This window comes from Streptomyces sp. 150FB, from assembly GCF_000818195.1.
Lineage (GTDB): Bacteria > Actinomycetota > Actinomycetes > Streptomycetales > Streptomycetaceae > Streptomyces.
Map to the genome: position 1 here is coordinate 8,159,478 of NZ_JTHL01000001.1, position 22,125 is coordinate 8,181,602.

17 protein-coding genes are annotated in these 22,125 nt (G+C 71.4%); 12 read left to right on the forward strand and 5 right to left on the reverse strand.

The window, feature by feature from the left end; all coding sequences use genetic code 11:
- Window positions 1-337: 337 nt before the first annotated feature.
- Both QR77_RS35020 and QR77_RS35025 read right to left on the reverse strand, forming a co-directional pair.
- Window positions 338-1,153, reverse strand: a complete 816-nt coding sequence (locus QR77_RS35020) for a TetR family transcriptional regulator (protein ID WP_201778849.1) — start codon at window positions 1,151-1,153, stop codon at window positions 338-340.
- 105 nt (window positions 1,154-1,258) lie between these two features.
- On the reverse strand, window positions 1,259-3,118 hold the full coding sequence (locus QR77_RS35025) for a 3-hydroxyacyl-CoA dehydrogenase (RefSeq protein ID WP_040026033.1): 1,860 nt from the start codon (window positions 3,116-3,118) through the stop codon (window positions 1,259-1,261).
- Window positions 3,119-3,452: 334 nt separating this feature from the next.
- On the opposite strand from QR77_RS35025, the gene QR77_RS35030 reads away from it, so the two are divergent.
- On the forward strand, window positions 3,453-4,019 hold the full coding sequence (locus QR77_RS35030) for an adenylosuccinate lyase (protein ID WP_040029193.1): 567 nt from the start codon (window positions 3,453-3,455) through the stop codon (window positions 4,017-4,019).
- Between the two features lie 73 nt (window positions 4,020-4,092).
- Here QR77_RS35030 and QR77_RS35035 read toward each other — a convergent pair whose 3' ends face one another.
- Window positions 4,093-5,169 (reverse strand): Rv2578c family radical SAM protein, encoded by a 1,077-nt coding sequence (locus QR77_RS35035; protein WP_040026034.1) that lies wholly within the window; start codon window positions 5,167-5,169, stop codon window positions 4,093-4,095.
- A 139-nt stretch (window positions 5,170-5,308) separates the two neighbouring features.
- Between QR77_RS35035 and QR77_RS35040 the strand changes: the two genes are divergently transcribed.
- From QR77_RS35040 to QR77_RS35065, 6 genes are all read left to right on the forward strand, one after another.
- The gene (locus tag QR77_RS35040; protein ID WP_040026035.1) at window positions 5,309-5,776 is read left to right on the forward strand and encodes an SRPBCC family protein; all 468 of its coding nucleotides are present in this window, start codon (window positions 5,309-5,311) and stop codon (window positions 5,774-5,776) included.
- A gap of 383 nt (window positions 5,777-6,159) precedes the next feature.
- Complete coding sequence (locus tag QR77_RS35045; protein ID WP_078877540.1) at window positions 6,160-8,628, forward strand: MFS transporter; 2,469 nt, start codon at window positions 6,160-6,162, stop codon at window positions 8,626-8,628.
- A 135-nt stretch (window positions 8,629-8,763) separates the two neighbouring features.
- The gene (locus tag QR77_RS35050) at window positions 8,764-11,277 is read left to right on the forward strand and encodes a SpoIIE family protein phosphatase (protein WP_040026036.1); all 2,514 of its coding nucleotides are present in this window, start codon (window positions 8,764-8,766) and stop codon (window positions 11,275-11,277) included.
- A 101-nt stretch (window positions 11,278-11,378) separates the two neighbouring features.
- Window positions 11,379-12,098 (forward strand): class I SAM-dependent methyltransferase, encoded by a 720-nt coding sequence (locus QR77_RS35055; protein WP_040026037.1) that lies wholly within the window; start codon window positions 11,379-11,381, stop codon window positions 12,096-12,098.
- 227 nt (window positions 12,099-12,325) lie between these two features.
- Window positions 12,326-13,324, forward strand: coding sequence for a dihydroxyacetone kinase subunit DhaK (locus QR77_RS35060; RefSeq protein ID WP_040026038.1), 999 nt, complete (start codon window positions 12,326-12,328; stop codon window positions 13,322-13,324).
- A 16-nt stretch (window positions 13,325-13,340) separates the two neighbouring features.
- Window positions 13,341-14,030 carry a DAK2 domain-containing protein gene (locus QR77_RS35065; RefSeq protein ID WP_040026039.1) on the forward strand — a complete coding sequence of 230 codons (690 nt, stop codon included), beginning with the start codon at window positions 13,341-13,343 and terminating at the stop codon, window positions 14,028-14,030.
- 71 nt (window positions 14,031-14,101) lie between these two features.
- Here the strand turns inward: QR77_RS35065 and QR77_RS35070 are convergent, their stop codons facing one another.
- Window positions 14,102-14,788 (reverse strand): HAD family phosphatase, encoded by a 687-nt coding sequence (locus QR77_RS35070; RefSeq protein WP_040026040.1) that lies wholly within the window; start codon window positions 14,786-14,788, stop codon window positions 14,102-14,104.
- Window positions 14,789-14,947: 159 nt separating this feature from the next.
- Window positions 14,948-15,979 (reverse strand): AfsA-related hotdog domain-containing protein, encoded by a 1,032-nt coding sequence (locus QR77_RS49490; protein ID WP_063798116.1) that lies wholly within the window; start codon window positions 15,977-15,979, stop codon window positions 14,948-14,950.
- 111 nt (window positions 15,980-16,090) lie between these two features.
- On the opposite strand from QR77_RS49490, the gene QR77_RS35080 reads away from it, so the two are divergent.
- The 5 genes from QR77_RS35080 (at window position 16,091) to QR77_RS35100 (ending at window position 22,027) form a co-directional block, all read left to right on the forward strand.
- Window positions 16,091-16,750 carry a ScbR family autoregulator-binding transcription factor gene (locus tag QR77_RS35080; protein ID WP_040029196.1) on the forward strand — a complete coding sequence of 220 codons (660 nt, stop codon included), beginning with the start codon at window positions 16,091-16,093 and terminating at the stop codon, window positions 16,748-16,750.
- A gap of 11 nt (window positions 16,751-16,761) precedes the next feature.
- Window positions 16,762-17,595: a M55 family metallopeptidase gene (locus QR77_RS35085; protein ID WP_040026041.1), complete on the forward strand. Its 834-nt coding sequence runs from the start codon at window positions 16,762-16,764 to the stop codon at window positions 17,593-17,595.
- 1 nt (window position 17,596) lies between these two features.
- Complete coding sequence (locus tag QR77_RS35090; RefSeq protein ID WP_236711202.1) at window positions 17,597-18,952, forward strand: M20/M25/M40 family metallo-hydrolase; 1,356 nt, start codon at window positions 17,597-17,599, stop codon at window positions 18,950-18,952.
- Between the two features lie 11 nt (window positions 18,953-18,963).
- Entirely contained in the window at window positions 18,964-21,015 is a 2,052-nt protein-coding gene (locus QR77_RS35095; RefSeq protein ID WP_040026043.1) for a prolyl oligopeptidase family serine peptidase, read from the forward strand.
- A gap of 76 nt (window positions 21,016-21,091) precedes the next feature.
- Window positions 21,092-22,027: an LD-carboxypeptidase gene (locus QR77_RS35100; protein WP_040029197.1), complete on the forward strand. Its 936-nt coding sequence runs from the start codon at window positions 21,092-21,094 to the stop codon at window positions 22,025-22,027.
- The last annotated feature ends 98 nt before the right edge of the window (window positions 22,028-22,125 follow it).

Consider the following 22,125-nt stretch of genomic DNA (forward strand, 5'->3'; position numbering starts at 1 on the left):
CCGGAGCGGCAGAGCAGACAAGCGCCCCGCAGGGCAAGCAAGTGGCAGCCGGGAGCAAAGCGGCAGTCCAAGCGAGCATCCCCGGGGAGTCTCCCCCCTGGGGCCGGGCCCCCTCATCTGCACTTGCGGTGGAGGGGTGGGTGTCAAGGGTGGAGCGCAGCGGAATCGGCGCAGCCGACGCGACGCAGGAGCGCCCTTGACACCCATCCCGGAACCGCGAAAATCAAGAGAAAGGGGCGGCCCGACCCTCACCAACACGGACCCGGCCCACCCCGACCGCCGGCGCCCGAACCCGCACCCCAAACACCCGGCACCCACAGAGCCTAAAAACCAAGCGTCAAGCGCCCCTCAACGCCCGCTTGATCGTCCGCATAACCTCCTCCAGCGGCGCATCCGTATGCGCCACCGTCACCAGCACATCGCCCCCCGCCCGCACGGTGGTGGCCGCCGCACGTTCCGGTTTGCCGCCCACCGTCGCGCCCGCGCCGATGCCCGGGCCGAAGGTCTCGCGGACGATCTCGAAGGCATGGTCCAACCGGCCCTCCACGTCACCCTGGCCACCGGCCCGCAGCCAGCGTCGCAGCACATGGTTGTGCGCGGTGACGACGGCGGAGGCCGCCACCTCAGCGAGCAGCGGGTCGTCGTTGCCGTCGGTGTGGTCGCGCTCGTCGAAGTGGCCCAGCAGATAGCGGGTGAACAGCCGCTCGTAGCGGGCCACCGAGGCGATCTCGCGCTCCCGCAGCGTGGGCACCTCGCGGGTGAGGCGATAGCGCTCCACGGAGACGGCGGGGGAGGCCGCGTACATCCGCATGACTTCCTTGATGCCCCGGCAGACCGTGTCCAGCGGATGTTCGTGCGCCGGTGCCGCGTTGAGCACGGCCTCCGCCCGTACGAGCGTGTCGTCGTGGTCCGGGAAGATCGCCTCTTCCTTGGACCGGAAGTGCCGGAAGAAGGTCCTCCGTGCGACCCCGGCCCGCGCCGCGATCTCGTCGACGGTCGTCGCCTCGTACCCCTTGGCCGCGAACAGCTCCATCGCGGCCGCCGCCAACTCGCGGCGCATCTTCAGCCGCTGGGCGGCGGCGCGCGTGCCGGCCGCACTCTCAGGAGCGTCGGACCTGGGGTTCGTACGGGACGATTTGGCGGGCTGGGACATGAGATGAACGTAACTCATCGGCGCGGGAACGTGCGCCTTCGGGGGCGCTCGACAGGCCCTCCGAAGGCGCACGTTCCCACGCCGGCGGGTGCCCCCTGACCGCCCTCACCGCCTGGCGTGTTCACGGAACCCGCGACCCGTCTTGCGGCCGAGACAGCCGGCGGCCACCAGGTGTTCGAGCAGCGCCGCCGGGGCCAGTCCCGGGTCGCGGAACTCCCGGTGCAGGGCCTGTTCGATGGCGAGCGACACGTCGAGACCGACCACGTCGAGGAGTTCGAACGGTCCCATGGGATAGCCGCCGCCGAGCCTCATCGCCGTGTCGATGTCGTCGGGCGTCGCATAGTGCTCCTGCACCATTTTCACGGCGCTGTTGAGGTACGGGAAGAGCAGCGCGTTGACGATGAAACCCGCCCGGTCCCCGCAGTCCACCGGATGCTTGCGGATCGCCGCTGTCACCTCGCGCGCGGTGGCGTGGACGTCGTCGGCGGTCAGCACCGTACGGACCACCTCGACCAGTTTCATCGCCGGGGCCGGGTTGAAGAAGTGCAGCCCCACGACGTCCGCGGGGCGAGAGGTCGCGCGGGCGCAGGCGATCACCGGCAGCGAGGACGTCGTGGTGGCGAGCACCGCGCCCGGCTTGCAGACCTTGTCGAGCGTCGCGAACAGCCGCCGCTTGGTCTCCAGCTCCTCCGTCACGGCCTCGACCACGAGGTCCACCTCGGCGAACGCGTCCAGCGAGCCGGCCGGGACGATCCGCGCCAGCGCGCCCGCCGCCGCCTCAGCCGTCAGCCTGCCTCTCCCGACGGACCGGTCGAGGGACGCGGCGACCCGGGCGACGGCGGCCTCAGCCTTCCGCGGGGTACGGGCGGCGAGCACCACGTCGTACCCCGCTCCGGCACCCGCTCCGGCACTCGCTCCCGCTCCGGCACTCGCTCCCGCTCCGACACTCGCTCCCGCGCCCGCTCGGGCGAAGACTTCCGCGATCCCGGCCGCCATCGTGCCGGACCCCGCGATCCCGACCGTGCGCACCGGCCTGCCGGCCGGGAGCGCTCGGGTGGCGCGCGCGGTGAGCGCGTCCGGCACCACGGCAGCGCCGGCCGGCGACTCGTACGTGTAGAAACCCCGCCCCGCCTTGCGGCCGGTGAGCCCGGCCCCGCCGAGCTGTCCGAGGATCGGCGCCGGCGCGTGCAGCCGGTCGCGCGAGGCGTCGTACAAAGCCTCCAGCACCGTACGCGCGGTGTCGACGCCGATCAGGTCGAGCAGCGCGAGCGGTCCCATCGGCAGCCCGCAGCCCAGCCGCATCGCCGCGTCGATGTCCTCGCGGGACGCGTATCCGGCCTCGTACATCGCCGCCGCCCGGTTGAGATAGCCGAACAGCAGCCCGTCGGCGAGGAATCCGGGGCGGTCGCCCACGGCGACGGGCTCCTTGCCCAGTTCGCGCGCCAGGGCGGTGACGGCGGCCACGGCGCGCGGCGCTGTCAGCACGGAGGAGACGACCTCGACCAGTTTCATCGCCGGCGCGGGGTTGAAGAAGTGCAGACCGAGGACGCGTTCGGGGTGCGCGGAGCCGGCCGCGAGCCGGGTCACCGACAGTGCGTTGGTGCCGGTCGCGAGGATCGCCGTCGGGGCGACGACCCTGTCGAGTGCGCGCAGGACCCGCTCCTTCGTCTCGTACGACTCGGGCACGACCTCGATGACGAGCCCCGCTTCGGCGGCCGCGCCCAGATCGGAGAACGTACGGAAGCGAGCGAGGACGCTCCGCCGTTCCTCCTCCGTGAGCCGGCCACGCCCGACCGCGCGCCCGGTGGACGCTTCGAGCGCGGCGACGGCACGGGCCGCCGCCCCGTCGCTGATGTCGATGCCGATGACCTCCCGGCCGGCGCGGGCGAGGATCTCGGCGATACCGGTGCCCATCGTGCCGAGCCCGACGACGGCGACGGTCGGAAGGAAGAGCGAGTTGTCCATCACGGGACTCCAGAGGAAAGAGTGACGACGAGGGAGAGAGGGCGGGCGCGCGCGTAAGTGAGGAGCAGGCGCGGGCTCTGTCCCGGAGCCACGCGGTGTTACGCGGTGTCATGTCCCACGGTCCGCGAGGCAGGACCAGGTGCTGACACGGATGCTGACCCTGGTGCTGAACCGACAGCACACGCGGCGGCTGCGTCACCAGGCCGTCGAAGGTCACGGAGTCACGGAGTCTCCGGAGTCACGGAGTTCATCCGCTCGTTTGAGGTTAACCGACGGGTAATGAGCGCACCAGGGGGTGCGGAGTGTGGGCCGGATCACGGATACCCTGACCGCCATGGATGAGGACTTCCGCTCGCTCGCCGACCGGCTGCGTCAGGAGTCCGGCGGCCGCGCCGGGTACGAGCGGCTCATCGCCACCGAGGACCACGAAGAGCTGGCCGGGGTCCTGGTCGCGCCCGAACAGCCGCTGTGGGCACGAGAGATCGCGGCGTTCCGGCTCGGCTGCGCGGGCGACGGGCGGGCCTTCGAGACGCTGGTGCTGCTGCTCAACCACCGCGACCCGGAGCGCGGCGTCAGCGCCTCGTACGCCCTGAGCCGCCTGGACGATCCCCGTACGGCGCGGGCCGCAGCGGCCCTCGCCACCAATCCGCTGCGCACGGACTACGCGCTGCCCGCCGTCCTCCTGCTCACGCGGCTGCGCGCCGCCGAGTCGGCGCCGGCGCTGATCGCGGCACTGGAGCGGCTGCTCGGTCCCGACGAGCCGTACCCCCGGGTCGCGCTGGCCTGCGTGGAGGGGCTCGGGGAGCTGCGGGACGCGCGGGCCGTGCCCGTGCTGCGGGAGGCTCTCGGCCACCCACGGCTCTCGGCGGCGGCCGGGGCGGCGCTGGCACGGATGGCCTGAGCCATACAGGACGGACGCGCCGCGCCAACGCGCCCGGCCAACGCGCCGCGCCAACGCGCCCGGCCAACGCGCATCAGAGCAGCGTGAGCTGCGTCGCCTCCTGCCCAGCGCCAGCGCCGGCACCGGCGCCAGCACCGGCGTCCGGCGACTCCGGCGACGACGTCTCGGCGCGCCGGATACGGCGGGCCTCACCCCGCGCCGCCGGGCCGATGCCGAACTCGTCGGCCAGCTCGTGCACCTGCCGGGTGACCCGGCGCTGGTACCACTTGGGGGCGTAGGCGCCGTCCGCGTACAGCCGCTCGTAGCGCCGCACCAGATGCGGATGGTGCTGTCCCAGCCAGGCCATGAACCATTCGCGGGCGCCCGGCCGCAGATGCAGGACGAGTGGCGTCACCGACGTGGCGCCGGCCGCAGCGATCGCCCGTACGGTCGCGCGCAACTGGTCCGGGTGGTCGCTGAGGAACGGGATGACCGGCGCCATCAGCACCCCGCACCCGATGCCGTTGTCCGCCATGGCGCGTACGACGTCGAGGCGGCGCGCGGGTGACGGGGTACCCGGCTCGACGGTCCGCCACAGCTCCTGGTCGGTGAAGCCGACGGAGACGGACACGCCGACGTCGGTGACCTCGGCTGCCTTCCGCAGCAGCTCCAGGTCGCGGAGGATCAGCGTTCCCTTGGTCAGGATGGAGAACGGGTTCGCGCGCTCGGTCAGCGCCGTGATGATGCCCGGCATCAGCCGGTAGCGGCCCTCGGCTCGCTGGTAGCAGTCGACGTTCGTGCCCATCGCGATGTGCGCGCCCGCCCAGCGGGGCGAGGCGAGATGGCGGCGCAGCAGTTCGGGCGCGTTGATCTTGACGACGATCTGGGAGTCGAAGCCCAGCCCCGTGTCGAGGTCCAGATAACTGTGGGTCTTGCGGGCGAAGCAGTAGACGCACGCATGGGTGCAGCCCCGGTAGGGATTCACCGTCCATTCGAACGGCATCCGGGACGCTCCCGGCACGCGGTTCACGATCGAACGGGCGCGGATCTCGTGGAACGTGATGCCACGGAATTCAGGGGTGTCGAAGGTACGTGTGGTCACCGCGTCCGTGCCGAAGAGCGCGATGTCTCCGGTCGGTGAGGTGTTCTCGACCAGATTGTCCCAGCGCATGGGGCCTCCTCGTATAGCACTGACTCCCAAATAGAACACCTGTTCCCATGATCGATGCAACCCCGGATTTGGGTGCTCCAGTACGGGGGTGGTTGGCTGGCCGTACCCCACCGAAGTACCGAGTGCTGGAGGAAGTGCCATGGCGCAGGTCGAGGCCACGACGGAGCGGATCATCGCGGCGGACGCGGAGACGGTGTTCGATACGCTGGCCGACTACAAGGACAGCCGCGCGAGCCTCCTCCCCGAGCAGTACAGCGAGTACGAGGTACGCGAGGGGGGCGACGGCGAGGGCACCCTCGTCCACTGGAAGCTCCAGGCCACCAGCAAGCGCGTCCGCGACTGCCTGCTGGAGGTGACGGAGCCGAGCGACGGCCGGCTCGTGGAGAAGGACCGCAATTCGTCGATGGTCACCACCTGGACAGTCACTCCTTCGGGTGAAGGTCGTTCGAAGGCGGTCGTCACCACGGTCTGGGACGGCGCGGGCGGTATCGGCGGCTTCTTCGAGCGCACCTTCGCCCCCAAGGGCCTCGCCCGTATCCACGACCAGGTGCTCGAAAAGCTCGCGGCCCGGACAGAGGGCAAGACGGAAGGCACGACGGAGGGCTGACCGGACGGCGGGCTGAGGCGGACGGCGGGCTGAGGCGGACGGCGGCACGGACACCGGATCCACCCGATCCACGGCCCCACCGACCCCACCGGGCCGCCGGGGCCCCCGGCTCCGCCGGGCTCCGAAGGCAGCCCGCCAGACCGCTGAACCCGCGTCCGCCGCCGCCCCCGCAGATCACCGTATCGAGTGGTTTTCCTCATGGCGCGCTCGTGCGCCCCTCGCGCGACGCGCCGTGGGAAAGCCCCTGATGAGCGCCCCGCCACCGGCTTCCAGACCCCAACCGCCCCTCGTCGTAAGCCTCTTCGGCACCATGAATCCCGCTTGCCCCTGCTTGGCGGCCAATGCGAAGAATGACGCCGCAAGTGTGACGAGGGGAGCAGCACATGGGCGGGACGACCACTCTGGTGAAGGGCGCCGGGCAGGCCTTGGGGCCCGCTCCCGCCGAAGTGGGACAGCCGCCCGGGCCTCCGCCACCCGGAGGCCCGGCGGCTCCGGCCGAGGCGCTCAGCCCACGCGGGGTGCGGCTGGTCTTCACCGGGCTGATGCTGGCCCTGCTGCTGTCGGCGCTCGACCAGATGATCGTGGCCACGGCTCTGCCGAAGATCGTCGGTGAACTGCACGGCCTGGACCGGATGTCGTGGGCCATCACCGCGTATCTGCTGACGTCCACCATCGGTCTGCCGGTCTACGGGAAGCTCGGAGACCTCTTCGGCCGCAAGGGCGTCTTCCTCTTCGCGATCGTCGTCTTCACCGTCGGATCGGCGCTGGCCGGCTGGTCGCGCTCCATGGACCAACTCATCGCGTTCCGGGCGATCCAGGGCGTCGGCGCCGGCGGGCTGATGATCGGCGTCCAGGCGATCATCGCCGACATCGTGCCCCCGCGAGAGCGCGGCCGGTTCATGGGGCTCATCGGCGCTGCCTTCGGCCTGGCCTCCGTGGCGGGGCCGTTGCTGGGCGGCTTCTTCACCGACCATGTCTCCTGGCGCTGGTGCTTCTACTTCAACGTGCCTTTCGGCGTGGTGACGTTCGCCGTTGTCGCCGTCGTGCTCAAACTCCCGAGGCCGACCGCCCGCGCCAAACTCGACGTGCTGGGCGCGCTGTTGCTGGCCGTCGCCTCCACCTGCCTGGTGCTGCTGACCAGTTGGGGCGGTACGGAGTACGCGTGGGGCTCGCGCGAGATCCTCGGACTCGGCGCCGGTGCCGTCGGAACTGCCCTGCTCTTCCTGGTCGTCGAACACTTCGCCGCCGAACCGATCATCCCGCTAAGGCTGTTCCGCGACTCGGTCTTCAACATCACAGGCCTGGTCGGCGCGGTCATCGGGGTGGCGCTGTTCGGCGCGGCCAGCTATCTGCCGACGTACCTGCAAATGGTCGACGGTGCGAGCGCCACCGAGTCGGGTCTGCTGATGCTCCCCATGATGGGCGGTGTGGTGGCCGCTTCGGTCATCTCGGGCCAGCTCATCAGCCGCAGCGGACGCTACAAGATCTATCCGGTGGTCGGCAGCGCCGTCTCCGCCGTGGGGATGTGGCTGCTGTCCCGGCTGGAGACCGGCACCTCGGGTCTGGAGACCGGTTTCGCGCAGGCTGTGCTCGGTGTGGGTGTCGGCCTGGTGATGTCGGTGCTCGTCCTCGCCGTGCAGAACTCGGTCCCGTTCTCCGACATCGGCACGGCCACCAGCGCCAACAACTACTTCCGGCAGATCGGCGGAAGCGTCGGCGCCGCCGTCTTCGGCACCGTCTTCGCCGGCCGGCTGACCGACGCGCTGGCCGACCGTATCCCCGCGGGGGCCGGTCTCCCCAGCCCCGAATCCATCACGCCGGGGATGGTCCACGCCCTGCCGCCCGCACTGCGGGACGCCTACATCCAGGCGTACGCGGACGCCATGCCGCGGATCTTCCTCTATCTCGTGCCGGTGCTCGTCCTCGGCCTTTTGATCGCCTTCTTTCTCAAGGAGAAACCACTGGTGTCCCACAACGTCCCGGCCGCCGAGCCCACGGCGGCTCCCGCAGCCTTCCCGGCCCAGACCTCCGTATCCGTACACTTCCCGGGGGACCTCGCCGGGCCCGCGGCTCCCGCCTCGCCTCCCTACGTTTCGGGGGTCGCCGTCTGCGGCATGGTGCAGCACTACGACGGCAGCACCGTGCCCCGCGCCGCCCTCACCCTGATCGACGTCCAGGGGCGGCAGATCGGGCGCGGCGCCAGCGCTGAGGACGGGCGGTACGCGCTGAGCGTGCCAGGAGCCGGGTCGTACGTGATGATCGCGGCGGCGGGCGGCCACCAGCCGCAGGCCGTCACCGTCACCGTCGGGGAGCGGCCCGTCGAACTCGACGTGGTACTCGGCGGCGCCGGACGGCTCGCCGGGACCGTGGTCACCGCTGACGGCACCCCCGTACGCGACGCGGCCGTCACCCTCACCGACGTACGCGGCGAGGTCGTCTCGTCCACCCGCAGCGGGCGCGAGGGCGGCTACGTGATCAAGGAGCTGGTGGCGGGGGAGTACACCCTCGCGGCGAGCGCCCCCGCCTTCCGCCCCGCCGCGCTTCCCGTCTCGGTGCAGGCGGCGCGCGAGAGCCGGCAGGACATCGAACTGGCGGGCGGCGCCGTGCTGCGCGGCATCGTCAGGGCCGGGGGCGGCAGGCCGGTCGACGAGGCCAGGGTCACGCTGCTCGACGCCGCAGGCAACGTCGTGGACACACTCACCACAGGTCCCGACGGCACCTTCCGCTTCGTGGACCTCTCCTCCGGTGAGTACACCGTGATCGCGGCCGGCTATCCGCCGGTCGCCACCGTGCTCCAGGTGGCGGGCGGCGGGCGCACCGAACGCGATCTGCTGCTGGGCCACGAGGACTGACTGAATTTCAGTCAAAGAAGGGGTGGTGCGCGGGCGCACTCGTATTAGTTCATTGCCCGGCGCATTGCGTATGGAGGGCCGTACCGTGGAGGGCCGAGCCGCAGATCCTGGCGGCAGGGAAGGAGCCCTCCACCCATGGACAGTGGTATTCCACCGGATCCGCCGCGGCATCTCGCCGCGGCGGGCAGGATTCCGCTCGCCGTGGTCGTCGTGGACGGCGATGGCCTGGTCGCGCGCTGGTCGACCGGCGCACGACGGCTTTTCGGCCATTCAAGGGAAGAGGCCGTCGGGCAGCCCGCCAGTGATCTCATGCCGGTCGCCGGAGGCCTCGCCACCGGCGAACAGGGCGTGGCGCACGGGACGCACGACCCCGACGACGAACTGGGCCCTGGACTGCACGCGCACAGCGGCTATCCCACGTCGGGCCGGGCGCGGGTCTCCGAGGCAGGCCGCGCTCCGCTCGACGTGCTGTGGTGGGCGTATCCGCTGGTCGGACCCGGCCCCGGGCGCCATCTCGTACTCGCGGCCGACGCGGCGCGGCTCCTGGACCCGGCCGACAGGGACCTGACCGACCGGGACCCGGCCGACAGGGACCTGACCGACCGGGACCCGGCCGGCGTTGGGTCGGCGCGCCGGGACACCGAGCGGATCGCCCCCGGCTTCGCCTCCCACACCGAACTCCCCGGCTCGGAGACGCTGGCCGCCCGGCTGCCGGACATCCTGCCGAACATGAGCCCGGCCGAGGCCGGCCGTATCGCCTCCCAGGTGCTCGAACTGGGCTACCCCGTAATGGAGTTCAGCCACCACGACCAGGTCCCCATCACCCCGGACTGGGGCGTGCCGCGCCGGATCGCCGGGCCCCGGAGCGAACCCTGGCCCGCCGAGGGACCCGCGTGGGAGCGGCGGCAGGCGCCGCGTCCCGAGGCCGACCTCGAATACGCCGCCGTGCGCGAGCGGCTGGAGTTCCTGAACGAGGTCAGCGGCCGTATCGGCTCGTCCCTCGACCTGGCACGCACCATCCGCGAGGTCACCAGCGCGGCCGTGCCCCGCTTCGCCGACTTCGCCGGTACGCATCTGCGCGCCGCCGTCCTGGCCGGGGAGGGGTTCCCCGAAGGGCCGCCGGACGTCACCACCGTCTGGCACCGCGTGTGGGTCGAGCACAACGACGAACCGGGACGCTGGGACGACACCGTGCCGGTCGGCGAGGCGCTCTCGTTCCCCGAACACACCCCGTTCTTCCGGTGCATGGTCACCGGTGAGCCCGTGCTCATCCCCCGCCTCGGCGAGGAGGACGGCGACCGGATCTCTGGTGAGTTCGAGAAACGCGACCTGCGGCCGCTCATCAACAACCGCTCGCTGCTGCTCGTACCGCTGAAGGCACGGGACGTGGTGCTCGGGTTCATGGTGCTGATGCGCCGTCCCGAGCGGGCGCCGTTCGACGGCATGGACCGGACGACCGGCGCCGAACTCGCCGCCAGGGCAGGCCTCGTACTCGACAACGCCCGCATGTACACCTACCAGGAGAACGTCGCCGAGACGCTCCAGGACAGCATGCTGCCGCAGGTTGCGCCGCGCATGGCCGGCTGTGACATCGCCACCCGCTACCTGCCGGGCACCAGGCTCGGGAGGGTCGGCGGCGACTGGTTCGACGCGGTGAAGCTGCCCGGGTCGCGCACCGCGCTCGTCGTCGGCGATGTGATGGGCCACGGCCTCAACTCGGCGGCGATGATGGGGCAGTTGCGTACGGCCGTGCAGACCATGGCGACCATGGAGCTGTCGCCCGCCCAACTGCTTCGCAATCTCGACGACTTGGCTCAGCGCCTCGGTGAGCAGTACCTGGCGACCTGTCTGTACGCGGTGTACGACCCGATCCACTCCGAACTGCGGATCGCCAACGCCGGGCACATCCCACCCGTACTCGTCCGTGCGGAGGACGGCCGCGGCGAGCTGCTCGACCTGCCGACGGGTGCGCCCATCGGGGTGGGCAAGGTCGCCTTCGAGACGGCGACCGTACGGGTCGCGCCCGGCGACCGGCTCGTGCTGTGCACCGACGGTCTGGTCGAGGTGCGCGGCCAGGACATCGGGGAGGGACTCGCCGCGCTCTGCGCCTCGGCCGCCCACCCCGCCGCTTCCATGGACGACGCCTGCGACACCATCATCCGCGCCCTGAACAGCGGCGGCGGGCGCAAGGACGACGTGGCCCTGCTGATGGCCAGGCTGGCCGGCATCCCGGCCGGCGACGTCGCCGAATGGCGGCTGGCGCTCGACCCGCGCGAAGTGGCGCGCGCCCGCCGCCTGGTGCGGGAGCGGCTGCTCGACTGGAACCTGCCGGAAGCGGTGGAGAACGCCGAGCTGATGGTCAGCGAACTGGTCACCAACGCCGTACGCCACGGCCGTACCCGCTCCGTCGATCTGCGGCTGGTCCGTGACGACGACACGGACGCCCTGCTGTGCGAGGTCGCCGACGACGAGCCGGCGCCCGCGACGCTGCTGGACGCCGGCGAGAACGACACGGCCGGGCGCGGCCTGCGGGTGGTGAGCGGCCTGGCCAGGGAGTGGGGCTCCAGCACGACGGCTCGGGGCAAGACCGTCTGGTTCGAACAGGCACTGGCGCGAAAGGTACGTTTCGGCTCGAACAGCGGATGGTAGAAGCCGCCGCGCCCTTGCCCGGCGCCCGCTTCCGGCGGTAGTCCGATCGTCCACGGCCCGCCGACGGCGGGCCGGAGGGGACCGACTTCAGGGAGAGCCGTATGGATGTGTCATCGCACTACCGGGACGCATGGGAAGGCTTCTGGCGGGGGACCTCGGACGCGCCGGGCGAGGCGATGTGGGACTCGGACGCGTCCCTCGGCTCGGTCCCGCAGGCCGAACTGCTGCTGTCGCACGCGGATCCCGCGCTGCCGGTGATCGACCTCGGCTGCGGCAGCGGCACCCAGACCCGCCACCTCGCGACCCGCTTCGCCCGCGCCGTCGGGGTGGACCTGTCGGCTGCGGCGGTCGAACACGCGCGCCGCGCCGACACGGCGAAGGCCGCCGAGTACGAGCAGCTCGACCTGGTCGACGCGGTGGCGGTGGACGCGCTGGCGCGGCGTACCGGCGAGACCAATGTCTACATGCGGGCGGTCATCCATCAGAGCGAACCCCAGGACCGCCCGGCGGTGGCCGCCGCCGTCGCCGCGTTCCTCGGCGCGGGCGGCAGGGCCTTCGTGGTCGAACTGACCCCCGCGTCGAAGGCCGCACTCGAACGCGCGGCCCAGTCCCCGGGCGGCCCGCCGCCCAAGCTCCGGCGCGTGTTCGAGCACGGTCTCAAGCCGGCCGGTGCGACGGACGAGGAGGTGCCGACCCTGCTGCGCGCCGCGGGGCTGCGGATCCTGGAGACCGGCGACACCGCCCTGCCCATGACGGAGTACTTCGACGACGGCTCGCGCATCGACCTGGCGGCCAGATGGTTCGTGCTGGCACGCGAGTGAAAGACCCGGCCGGCGGTGGCACGGAGTGCCGTTTTGTGCCCCGGCGGGGCTCGTTCACCCGCCAGTGGGGCGCCCGGTGGCTCGTTGGGGCGCCCGGAGAGGACCTTCGCACGCCGGGCGGGATGCGTCGAGTGCCGGGACCGCGTGAGTTGCCGGGCGGCGCGCCGTGGCACACGATGGCGATCCGGTGGTCCGCCAGGGGCGGTCCTTAGGTTCTGGGAGCCGCCATGGCCTTGTACTTCGGGAACGCAACGGATTCCCTGGTCACCGACGCCTTGGCCGGTTTCGCGCGTGTCCACGCGGACCTGGTCGTGCACGACGTGGAACACGATTTCGTACGGGCGCTCCTCAGCTCGCCGGAGAGACGGGTGGGCCTGGTGTCCGGCGGGGGCTCCGGACACGAGCCGCTGCACATCGGGTTCGTCGGTGAGGGAATGCTGGACGCGGCCTGCCCCGGGCGGGTCTTCGCCTCGCCGCACAACCGGCAGATCTTTGTGGCCTCGCGCGCCGTGGCCCGTGAGGAGGGCGTGCTCCACCTGGTGAAGAACTACACCGGGGACCGGATCAACTTCGGGATCGCGTCCGAGCGGCTCGTGCACGAGGGGATCTCCTGCGCCAGGGTGCTGATCGACGACGACCTGGCCTCGGAGTCCGCCGACATCGCGGCCGGGCGGCGCGGCACGGGAGCGACCGTCCTGGTGGAGAAGATCCTCGGCGCCGCCGCCGACACCGGCATGGGGCTGAGCGATCTGGCGGCCCTGGGCACCGACGTGGTGGCCCGCTGCCGGAGCCTGTCCGTGGCGTCGACGGCGCACACCGTACCCACGACGGGCCGAGCGGCCTTCGAGCTGGCGTCCGGCAGCCTGGAGTACGGCGTCGGCATCCACGGCGAGCGCGCGGAGCGTACGGTGCCGCAGCGGCCGCTCAGGGAGCTGGTCGGCGAGATGACCGAGGCCCTCCTGGGATCACTCGGCCTCGTCCGGGGCGACTCCGTGATCGTGCTGGTCAACGGACTGGGCGCGATGACCCGGCTGGAGCAGTACGCCGTCGCGAATGAGGCGGCCCGGATTCTGGATGCCCGTGGTGTGGCCATGGAACGGGCGCTGGTGGGCGATTTCGTCACCGCACTGGACATGCGCGGGTTCTCGCTGTCGCTGCTGGCGGCGGACGCGCAGACGCTCATGCTGTACGACGCGCCGGCGCGGACCCCCGCGTGGCCCTGTTAGAGAGGCAGGACGCCGCATGCAATTCGACGGGACGTTCACCGACGGCTGGATGCGGCGGTTCGCCGCTTCCGTGGCCGCGACCGAGGCCGAGCTGACGGCGCTGGACCAGGCCACCGGCGACGGCGACTTCGGCATCAACCTCAACGCGGGCCTCGACGCCACCCTCCGTGCCATGGGCACCCTGCCGCCGGATGCCTCGGACGCGTCGGGCGCCTCGGAGACGCCGGGCGCCGCCGGGCCGCTGAGCGCCGCCGCCACCGCCTTTCTCGACGAAGTCGGCGGTACGAGCGGCCCGTTGTTCGGTCTGCTGCTCCACGAGATGGCTGTGGCCGCCGGTCAGGACGGTCCTGAACTCACGGTGCGCGCACTGGTCGTGGGCACCGATGGCGGCCTTGCGGCGATACAGCGGGTCGGGGAGGCCACCCCGGGCGACAAGACGCTCGTCGACGCCCTGGCGCCGGCCTGCGAGGCGCTGCGCACCTACGACGGGGACGGCGACCCGCGGGAGGCCCTGGCCCGTGCGGCGCGCGCCTCCTGGGAAGGCGTACGGAGCACGGCCGCGCTGCGGGCCCGGCGGGGCCGGGCCAGCTATGTGGGCGAGCACGCCTCGGGTGTGCCCGATCCGGGCGCCGTGGGCATCGGCCTGCTGTTCTCCTCGGCCGAGGAGACCGTCACCGCACTGGGAAGCTTCCTGCCGGAGCCTTAGGCCGGCAGGAACGGAAGGCGGGTACGGCGCGGGGTGCGGTGCCAGGCGCGGTGCCCGGAACGGCGGGCCGCTCAGGCCTGGCTGGGTACCCGGTCGCAGGCCCACATCCGTAGCTCCGGGTCGTCCAGCGAGCGGACCCAGAGGTCGGTCAGGGCCTCCGTCTCCTCACTGGGCCTCGGACCGGCGCCGAGGACGCGCATGCCCGCCCTGACGGCCGCCTGGACCCCGCAGAGCGAGTCCTCGATCGCCAGGGTGTCGGACGGTTCGACCCCGCAGAGTCCGGCCGCCGTCAGGTAGACGTCCGGATGCGGCTTCGGTCTGATCGTCTCGTCCGGGACCACGAGATGGTCGAAGTACTCGCGGAGACCGGCGGTCTCCAGGCACGATTCGACGACTTCGGCCGGGCAGTTGCTCGCGACGGCCAGCGGCGCGAACCTGCTCACGTCCTGGACCAGCGCCCTGGCGCCGGGCATGGTCAGCGGGTTGTCGGCGACCAGGGCCCGGAACTCGGCGAGGAGTTGGCCCGTCATGACCTCACCCAGCTCGGGGTGGCCCGACTCGGCGGCCATCAGGCAGCCGCACTCGGTGTAGTGGAGGCCCTTGGCACGCTCCGCGAAATCCGGAGCGGGTGCGAAGCCGTACGCACCGAGCACATTGCTCCGTGCGTCCTGCCAATGGCGTTCGGTGTCCATCAGGGTGCCGTCGCAGTCGAAAACAATGGCTGCGGGGGTCCAGGAAAGGACGCGGGAAGCTGTCATCCGATTACTCCGTTCAGGAGAGCCCGGGCCGGAGAAGGCATGCGTCACCGGCCATAGGGCAGGTGCGGTTTCCGGGACGCAGCCGGAAACATAACGATCACTACGTTATGGACGACGACTTTCCGCAGTCAAGGAGGCACGGAGCGTGAAGGGGGCGTGCTATGCGTAGCGCAGTACCCCGAAAGCCTTTTGTTCGCCGCCCTGCAGAATGCGGAAGACGCAGGTCGTGGCGTGTGGAACGCATTGGACGTGGGCGGGGGGATCGAATTCCGTGAAGCGCGCCGCTTTCAGCCGTCCGGCGGTAGGGCGCAGGAGCGTTCCTCCGCTGCGGAGGGCGGCCGCCTGGCGCGCCGCTTCGAGCAGAACCATCCCGGGAATGTGGTCGGTGGCGTGATCGAAGAAAAACGGATGACGCGGATCGGCCGGACTCACCAGCAGCGCGGCACCGGCGCCTCCGGCGTGCCCGTCGGCGTCGTGTCCGCCCCCGCCGTGCGCCTTCGCGCCGTGCGTGTCCCGCGCCTGTACGCGCTGCGCGTCCTGCCCCCGCACGCAGTGCGCGACGACTACGTCGAGCGCGGTGGCCACGCCGAGCGTCCGGTGGTCGGGCCGGTGCCCGTCGTCGCGTCCGGAGGCGGCAGGGGTGGCCCGTACGTCCGCCAGCACCTGCTCGGCCCGCAGCGACGTGTACCGAACCGCGTCCAGGAAGCGTGCGCCCCCGCCGGCCCGTGCGAAGGCCTTCCCCTCGGCCTGGAACTCCATGTCGAGGCGCAGGCCGGTCACGGCGCCGTCCGGCCCCCGGCGGACCTCGCTCACCCGCAGCGGGCACATGACCTGGGTGGCGCCGAAGGGCGCGCGGGGCTCGGCCGACGTGTCGATCTCGAAGAACAGGTCGCTGATGAGGAGGAACGACGTCGGGGGCACCCCGAAGTACCGCAGGGGTACGTAGATGCCGAGTTGGCGCAGAGTTTCGACCAGGATCAGCGGGCTGTGCAGATCCGCGCCGCCGCGCGGGAACGTCGGATGGGACCGGGGCCAGCACGCGGCGGCCGTGAACCGGCCGTCGCCCATCTCCCGTACGTCGGTGAGGAGTACCTCCGCCACCGACGCCCGGTGCACCATCTCGCGGGGGACCGTACGCGACCAGCTCAGCGGCCGTATTCCGCCGCCGATTTCACCGACCAGATCAATCATGAAATAAAACAATCCCAATTTCCCGTGCCCCGCACGTCAGCACTCCCGCCGCACCGCCGAAAAGCACTACATTGCGTGACGACATCAGCCGAAAACGAACTCGGAGTGCACGTGCAGGCAAGGGCGAGAACGACACGTAGGTACCTCCTGGAAGCCGCAGCACGCCTGTTCCATGAACGGGGGTATGTCGGAACCAGCATCAGCGACATCAGCGCGGAGTCCGGCCGTACGAGTGGGGCCATCTACTTCCACTTCGTCAACAAGGAAAGACTCGCCCTCGCCATCCTGGAGGAGCACCATGCGACCTGGCCGGGCCTCATCGGCACGTATATGAACTCCGACTGTCCCGCACTCGAAAAGCTGGTCGGACTGAGTTTCGAGGTGGCGAGGGCATTCCGTGACGACCCCGTCGTCCGGGCCGGCGCCCGCCTCTGGGCGGAGCGCGCGGCCATCGATGCCCCGCTGCCCGCCTCGTTCGTCGGATGGTTCGAAACCGTCACCGAACTGCTCGAACAGGCCGCTGAATCGGGTGAACTGAATCCGGCCATGAATCCGGCCGTCGCCGCCCGAGGCGTCGTGTCCGCCTTCTTCGGCCTGCACACCATCTCGGACGCGCTGGACGGGCGTGAGCACATCGAGAGCGGTCTGCACGATCTGTGGCTGTTGCTGCTGCACGGTCTCCAGGCCGACCCCGACCCCGCCGCGCTGCTGGAGCGCGTACGGCGGAGCAGCCCCCCTGAGCCCCTGGCCCGGGTGTGCGCCGACGCGTAACCTGACGCGGCATGAAGATCCTTATCAGCGCGGACATGGAAGGCGCCACCGGCGTGACCTGGCCCGCAGACGTCCTTCCGGGCGCCTCGCAGTGGGAGCGCTGCCGCTCCCTTTTCACCTCCGACGTGAACGCGGCCGTGCTCGGTTTCTTCGACGGCGGCGCTGATGAGGTCCTCATCAACGAAGCGCACTGGACCATGCGCAACCTGCTCCTGGAGAAGCTCGACGACCGGGCGCAGCTCCTCACCGGCCGCCACAAGTCGCTCTCCATGGTCGAGGGCGTGCAGCACGGCGACGTGGACGCCATCGCCTTCGTCGGCTACCACACGGGCGCGGGCACGGAAGGCGTACTCGCCCACACCTATCTGGCCAACTCGCTCACCGGAGTCTGGCTCAACGGCGCCAGGGCGAGCGAGGGCCTGCTGAACGCGCATGTCGTCGCCGAGTACGGTGTTCCCGTGGTGCTCGTCACCGGCGATGATCTGACCTGCAAAGACGCGGAAGGGTACGCGCCGGCCGCCCGAATGGTCGCAGTCAAGGACCATGTCTCGCGGTACGCGGCGGTGTGCCGCACCCCTGCCCGTACAGCCGCCGACATCCGTGCCGCCGCGAAGGAGGCCACCTCCCTGGCCGGGCGCCACGAACCTGTGCGCGGCGGTCCGTTCACCGTGGAGATGGAGTTCGACGCCGAGCACCTCTCCGCCGTGGCCACCGTCGTACCGGGGGTGGCCCCCACCGGCGAACGGCGCGTCGCGTACACGAGTCCGACGATGTACGAGGGCATTCGCACCTTCAAGGCGGTCACCACGATCGTCTCGTCCGCAGTGGAGGAGCAGTATGGCTGATATGACGCCCACCGGAATGACGCCCACCGGTCCGAGAGACGCTCTCGACCCGGCGGCACTGGACGAGGTGGTGTCCTTCACCTCCGACCTCATCCGTATCGACACCACGAACCGGGGGAGCGGGGACTGCCTGGAGCGCCCGGCGGCCGAGTACGTCGCCGAGCGGCTCGCCTCGGCCGGGATCGAACCGACCCTCCTGGAGCGCAGCCCCGGGCGCACCAACGTGGTGGCCAGGATCGAGGGCACCGACCCCTCGGCCGAGGCGCTCCTCGTCCACGGCCACCTCGACGTGGTACCCGCCGAACCCGCCGACTGGACCGTGCACCCGTTCTCCGGGGAGATCAGGGACGGCGTGGTGTGGGGGCGCGGCGCGATCGACATGAAGAACATGGACGCGATGGTGCTGGCGGTCGTCAGGGCCTGGTCACGCGCCGGGATCCGGCCGCGCAGGGACATCGTGATCGCCTACACCGCCGACGAGGAGGCCAGCGCCGTCGACGGCTCGGGCTTCCTCGCCGACCACCACCCGGAGCTCTTCGAGGGCTGTACGGAGGGCATCAGCGAATCCGGCGCCTTCACCTTCCACGCGGGGCCCGGGATGGCGCTCTACCCGATCGCGGCGGGTGAGCGCGGCACGGGCTGGCTCAAGCTCACCGCGCACGGCAAGGCGGGGCACGGCTCCAAGGTGAACCGCGCCAACGCCGTCAGCAGGCTCGCCGCCGCCATCGCCAGGATCGGCGACCACCGGTGGCCGGTCCGCCTCACCCCGACCGTACGGGCCGCCCTGGCCGAACTCGCCGCGCTGCACGGGATAGAGGTCGACGTCGAGGCCGGGGACTTCGACACCGACGACCTGCTCGGCAAGCTCGGACCCGCCGCCGCGCTGGTCGAGCCGACCGTACGCAACAGCGCCAACCCGACGGTCCTGGAAGCCGGTTACAAGGTCAACGTCATTCCCGGGCAGGCGACAGCGATGGTCGACGGGCGGACGGTGCCGGGCGGCGAGGACGAGTTCAGGGACACCCTGGACCGGCTCACGGGACCGGACGTCGAGTGGGAGTTCCACCACCGGGAGATCGCGCTCCAGGCGCCCGTCGACTCACCGACGTACGCCAAGATGCGCGCTGCGGTCGAGCGCTTCGACCCGGCGGGGCACGTCGTGCCGTACTGCATGTCCGGCGGCACCGACGCCAAGCAGTTCTCACGGCTCGGCATCACCGGCTACGGCTTCTCGCCGCTCAAGCTGCCACCGGGCTTCGACTACCAGGCGCTCTTCCACGGCGTCGACGAGCGGGTACCCGTGGAGGCGCTGCACTTCGGCGTCCGGGTGCTCGACCACTATCTGCAAACCGCTTAGGGGAGTTGTTCATGCCGACCACCGGCGCATACGGAACGTGGCCGTCACCGATCGACGCGGCCCTCGCCGCCTCGCACGACGGCCGCCCCGACCATCTCGGCGCGGTCGGCGACGAGTTGTGGTGGACCGAGCCGCGCCCCGCCGAGGCGGGACGGCGCGCGCTGGTACGCAGGGCGGCCGACGGCACCGAGGAGTCGGTGCTGCCGGCCCCGTGGAACGTCCGCAGCCGTGTCATCGAGTACGGCGGTGTGCCCTGGGCGGGCGCCGAGCGCGCAGAGGGCGGCCCGCTCATCGTCTTCGTCCACTTCCCCGACCAGCGGCTGTACGCCTACGAGCCGGACAGCGGCGGCGAACCCCGCCCGCTCACCCCGCTCTCCGGGGTCGGCGACGGGCTGCGCTGGGCGGACCCGCAGGTACGGCTCGACAGCCGCGAGGTCAGCGGCGAGGCCGGCGGCGAGGTCTGGTGCGTGCTGGAGGAGTTCACCGGCGACCGCCCCACCGACGTACGCCGCGTCATCGCCGCCGTCCCGCTGGACGGCTCGGCGGCCGACGACCGTACGGCGGTACGCGAACTGTCCGACGACCGGCACCACTTCGTCACCGGACCCCGGCTCTCACCGGACGGGCACCGGGTCGCCTGGATCGCCTGGGACCACCCCCGGATGCCCTGGGACGGTACGGAGGTCATGCTCGGCGAGGTCGCCGACGGCGGACCCTTCACCGGGGTGCGGGCCGTGCTCGGCGGTCCCGAGGAGTCCATCTGCCAGGTGGACTGGGCGCCGGACGGCTCGCTGCTCTTCGTCTCCGACCGGGCGGACTGGTGGCAGCTTCACCGGGTGGACGCCGCCGCTCTTGAAGTCGCCGCCGACGCTGGTGCGTTGACCGCGACCAGTCTGTCCGCGACCAGCCTGTGCGCGGGCCGGGAGGAGGAATTCGGCGGACCGCTGTGGAAGATCGGCCTCCAGTGGTTCCACCCGCTGGAGAACGGACTGATAGCCGTCATCCACGGCACCGAGACCAACGCGCTGGGCATCCTCGACCCGGCCACCGGCGAACTCGTCGACGCGGTGGGCCCCTGGAGCGAATGGGCCTCCGACCTCACCGTTCAGGGCACCCGCGTGACCGGCATCGCCGCGAGCCCCCGTACCGGCCCCGAGATCGTCGAACTCGACACCGTCACCGGACACACCCGGGTGATCGCCTCGGCGCACCACGACCCGCTGGACCCCGCGTACTACCCGGAGGCCCTGCTCCGTACCTTCACGGGACCCGGCGGCCGCGAGATCCACGCGCAGATCCACCCGCCCCACCACCCCGGGTACACCGCGCCCGACGGCGAGCTGCCGCCGTACGTGATCTGGGCGCACGGCGGCCCCACCAGCCGTACCCCGCTCATCCTCGACCTGGAGACCGCGTACTTCACCTCGCGCGGCATCGGCGTCGCCAAGGTCAACTACGGCGGCTCGACGGGCCACGGCAGGGAGTACCGCAACCGGCTGCGCGAACAGTGGGGTGTCGTCGACGTCGAGGACTGCGCGGCCGTCGCCGTCGCACTGGCCGACGAGGGATCGGCCGACCGCGACAGGCTCGCCGTACGGGGTGGCAGCGCCGGCGGCTGGACCACGGCAGCGTCCCTCGCGATCAGCGACGTCTACGCCTGCGGGGCCATCAGCTACCCGGTCCTCGACCTCCAGGGGTGGACCAGCGACGGCACCCACGACTTCGAGTCGCACTACATGGAATCGCTGATCGGTCCGCTCGCCGAGGTCCCCGAGCGTTACAGCGAGCGGTCCCCGCTGAACCTCTCCGACGGCGTCACCGCGCCGTTCGTGCTGCTCCAGGGGCTGGACGACGTGATCTGCCCGCCCGCTCAGTGCGACCTGTTCCTGGAGAGGATGGCAGGGCGTGGCGTTCCGCACGCGTACCTCGCGTACGAGGGCGAGGGCCACGGCTTCCGCAGGGCGGACACCCTGATCAGCGCGCTGGAGGCGGAACTCTCCCTGTACGCGCAGACGTTCGGCGTTGAGCGCGCTGACATTCCTCGGTTGGAGTTGCGGAAGTGACGGTGGGGCTGTGGAAGTGAGTTTGGGACTGTGGGAGTGACGGTGGGGCTGTGGGAGTGAGGGTGGGGCTGTGGAAGTGAGCGTGCGGGCGTTGACCCGAGCGGCGCGGCTCCGGGCGGGATCCCGGGTCGCGGTCGTGGCACCGAGCGGGCCGCTGCCCGCCGAGCGGCTGGCGGCGGGCACCGGGATCCTGCGTGGCTGGGGCCTCGATGTGGTTGTCGGGCCCCATGTCCTCGCCACGCACCCACTGCTCGGGCATCTCGCCGGCACCGACGAGGAGCGGGCCCGCGACCTCCAGGAGGCGTGGTGCGACCCGTCCGTGTCCGCCGTGATCTGCGCGCGCGGCGGCTACGGCGCGCAGCGCATGGTGGACCTGCTGGACTGGAACGCGATGCGGGCCGCGGGCCCGAAGGTCTTCGTCGGCTACAGCGATGTCACCGCGCTGCACGAGGCCTTCGCCGTACGGCTGGGCCTCGCCACCCTGCACGGTCCGATGGCTGCGGCCATGACCTTCATCGAGGACGCCAGGACTCAGGAGTCGCTGCGCGCCACGCTGTTCGAGCCCGAGTCGGTGATGACCCTCGGGCTCGACACGGCCGGGGTGCTGGTCCCCGGGCGGGCCAGGGGCGTCACGCTCGGCGGCTGCGTCAGCCTGCTCGCCGCCGACCTGGCCACGCCGCACGCGCGCCCGGGTGCCGCCGGGGGGCTCCTGCTGATCGAGGACACGGGCGAGGAGCCGTACCGCCTCGACCGGGTCCTCACCCAGCTCCTGCGCTCGGGGTGGCTGGACGGCGTCGCCGGCATCGGCCTCGGCTCCTGGGCGGAGTGCGGCCCGTACGAGGAGATACGCGCGGTGCTGCTGGACCGGCTCGGCGGCCTCGGCGTACCGGTCGTGGAGGAGCTGGGATTCGGGCACAGCGCGACGACGCTGACGATGCCGCTGGGGATCCCGGCGGTCCTGGACGCGGAGAACGCGACGCTTCGGTTGGAGGTGCCGGCGCTTGCGCCTTGAGGTGGGCGCGCCTTGAGGTGGGCGCTCCTCTGGGGGCTGTTTGTTTTTGGGTGCCGGTTCGGGCGCCGGCGGTCGGGGTGGGCCGGGTCCGTGTTGGT

Coding starts and splice junctions, on each gene's coding strand:
- QR77_RS35030 (WP_040029193.1), top strand. CDS start 3,453: ATGGATGAGGACTTCCGCTCGCTCGCCGACCGGCTGCGTCAGGAGTCC.
- QR77_RS35085 (WP_040026041.1), top strand. CDS start 16,762: ATGAAGATCCTTATCAGCGCGGACATGGAAGGCGCCACCGGCGTGACC.
- QR77_RS35055 (WP_040026037.1), top strand. CDS start 11,379: ATGGATGTGTCATCGCACTACCGGGACGCATGGGAAGGCTTCTGGCGG.
- QR77_RS35040 (WP_040026035.1), top strand. CDS start 5,309: ATGGCGCAGGTCGAGGCCACGACGGAGCGGATCATCGCGGCGGACGCG.
- QR77_RS35095 (WP_040026043.1), top strand. CDS start 18,964: ATGCCGACCACCGGCGCATACGGAACGTGGCCGTCACCGATCGACGCG.
- QR77_RS35045 (WP_078877540.1), top strand. CDS start 6,160: ATGGGCGGGACGACCACTCTGGTGAAGGGCGCCGGGCAGGCCTTGGGG.
- QR77_RS35025 (WP_040026033.1), bottom strand. CDS start 3,118: ATGGACAACTCGCTCTTCCTTCCGACCGTCGCCGTCGTCGGGCTCGGC.
- QR77_RS35065 (WP_040026039.1), top strand. CDS start 13,341: ATGCAATTCGACGGGACGTTCACCGACGGCTGGATGCGGCGGTTCGCC.
- QR77_RS35090 (WP_236711202.1), top strand. CDS start 17,597: ATGACGCCCACCGGAATGACGCCCACCGGTCCGAGAGACGCTCTCGAC.
- QR77_RS35070 (WP_040026040.1), bottom strand. CDS start 14,788: ATGACAGCTTCCCGCGTCCTTTCCTGGACCCCCGCAGCCATTGTTTTC.
- QR77_RS35050 (WP_040026036.1), top strand. CDS start 8,764: ATGGACAGTGGTATTCCACCGGATCCGCCGCGGCATCTCGCCGCGGCG.
- QR77_RS35020 (WP_201778849.1), bottom strand. CDS start 1,153: ATGTCCCAGCCCGCCAAATCGTCCCGTACGAACCCCAGGTCCGACGCT.
- QR77_RS35060 (WP_040026038.1), top strand. CDS start 12,326: ATGGCCTTGTACTTCGGGAACGCAACGGATTCCCTGGTCACCGACGCC.
- QR77_RS35035 (WP_040026034.1), bottom strand. CDS start 5,169: ATGCGCTGGGACAATCTGGTCGAGAACACCTCACCGACCGGAGACATC.
- QR77_RS49490 (WP_063798116.1), bottom strand. CDS start 15,979: ATGATTGATCTGGTCGGTGAAATCGGCGGCGGAATACGGCCGCTGAGC.